This window comes from Sphingomonas sp. CCH9-F2 (assembly GCF_001556735.1).
Classification (GTDB): domain Bacteria; phylum Pseudomonadota; class Alphaproteobacteria; order Sphingomonadales; family Sphingomonadaceae; genus Sphingomonas; species Sphingomonas ginsenosidimutans.
In genome coordinates this window covers 1-1,303 of record NZ_LSJO01000715.1, presented here as the reverse complement: position 1 = coordinate 1,303, position 1,303 = coordinate 1, and the positions used below count along the sequence as shown (strand labels likewise).

The 1,303-nt window shown below is 64.8% G+C and carries 1 protein-coding gene; it reads left to right on the top strand.

All coding sequences use genetic code 11. The features are described 5' to 3' along the window. Window positions 1–54: 54 nt before the first annotated feature. The coding region (locus AX685_RS20465) for a MobA/MobL family protein (RefSeq protein ID WP_156445965.1) at window positions 55–1,303 on the top strand (1,249 nt) is incomplete at its 3' end.

The following is a 1,303-nucleotide window of genomic DNA, read 5'->3' as shown; positions in this document are numbered from 1 at the left end:
ACGGGGTCCCTTTTGGACGCCGATAGGGGGTCCTTTTTGGACGCCGATTGACAGGTGATCGACGACCGGGGTATGCGCGGCGTGATCTGGCAGCAGAGCTATTTCGGCCGCAAGTCTCCGAACTTCTATCGCGGAGCCGCGCGCGACAATTGGGAATATGATGTCCGCGATGAGGCCGTGTTGCGCGACGCGGAGGGCGAGCCGGTCATCATCTCGAACATGGGCGACGACTGGATCGAGATCGGTGCGGCTTGGCAAGCGATGGAGGACGCCAGCGTCCGCAAGAACGCCAAGATCCAGATCCGCGCTATCGCGCCGTTCGACGCTGACATGAGCCAGGAAGAGATGATCCTCGCGCTCCGGCACTTTTGCGAGACGGTGCTGGAGCCGCTGGGCTTGCCCTATTCTGCTGTCATCCATCGTCCGTCCGACGGCGGCGACGAACGCAACTTCCACCCCCATCTCGCCTTCTCGCTGCGGCCGATGCGCCGTGTCGAGCCCTATTGCTGGGAGGTCGCCGACGAGGTGCGCGGTGAGCTTGATGGCAAGGACGGCGTGCAGATGCTCCGGCATCTGTGGGCGCACTCGATGTCAGAGGCTGCCGAATGGGCGCGAAGCAACCGCCGCTACACCGGATTGGGGTACGGCGCGCGCGGGCTCGACCTCGAAGCTGGCGAGCATCTGGGCGAGGGGCGTGCTGCGATGGTAAAGCGCGGCGATAACGTCTGGGCGCATGAGCGCAACCGCATCAAGAACGCGCGCAACGCCGCACGCCGCGCGATCCGCGATGCCGACCGGAAGATCGCTGCGCTTACCAAAGTGCGGGACGCTGCGGTCGCCAACATGGCGGCGCGAAGCGAGGGCGACGTGCGCACGCGCGTCGTGAGTTCTGCGCGGCCCGGCATCGGGCTGGCGCCGCTGAAGTGCTCCAGCCATAGGCAAGCCAGTGACGAAATGCTGGCAGTGTCGAGCATATCGCCGGAGAGGCCGCCGCTCGTCGCATCGACCGGGCGAGAAAAGGGGCCGCGCCACCGCGTTTCGCTTGTGGCGAGCCAGAAACCCCACGTTAGTCCGATGCCGATGAAGCCCGCGGTAGAAACGACGCGCTTCTCGCCGATGCCACTACGATCGAGCCGCCGACTTCGGAACGAGGCGGTTCAACCGCTCATCACATCGCGCCAACCTGAGCCGCCGGACCGCTTGGTTCTGTCGAAGCCCGTCACTATCCTGGCCAAGCTGAAAGTCGCAAAAACATGGGGTAATCGCGGGAGCGGTACTCCGGGCTGTCACGAGATGAATGCTG